Below are 229 nucleotides of genomic sequence, written 5' to 3'. Positions count from 1 at the left end.
CAAAGTTGCTTTTCCGGCACAGTAAATCCCTGACCCAATCGGCCAATTTGCCAGACTGGTGTTCCAGTTTTTGTATGAATACCCTGGCACATTGAACCAACAAAGTTCGGATCTTGAATCGCCACGGATAATCTAGACACTTCCGAGCCGTTGATAATACTGGTTTTCATATTCTGTCGGTGACATCTGTTCGCTAGAACCATGCCGACGCTTACTGTTATAAAACATT

At 44.1% G+C, this 229-nt stretch carries 1 pseudogene; it reads right to left on the bottom strand.

What is annotated here, in order from left to right:
* Positions 1–112: pseudogene (locus tag FHC52_RS22675) on the bottom strand (IS110 family transposase); the annotation flags it as partial.
* Positions 113–229: the final 117 nt, after the last annotated feature.

It is taken from the genome of Enterobacter sp. EC_64 (assembly GCF_019584165.1).
Classification (GTDB): Bacteria; Pseudomonadota; Gammaproteobacteria; order Enterobacterales; family Enterobacteriaceae; genus Enterobacter; species Enterobacter roggenkampii.
This window is presented reverse-complemented; position numbering and strand designations above follow the sequence as displayed.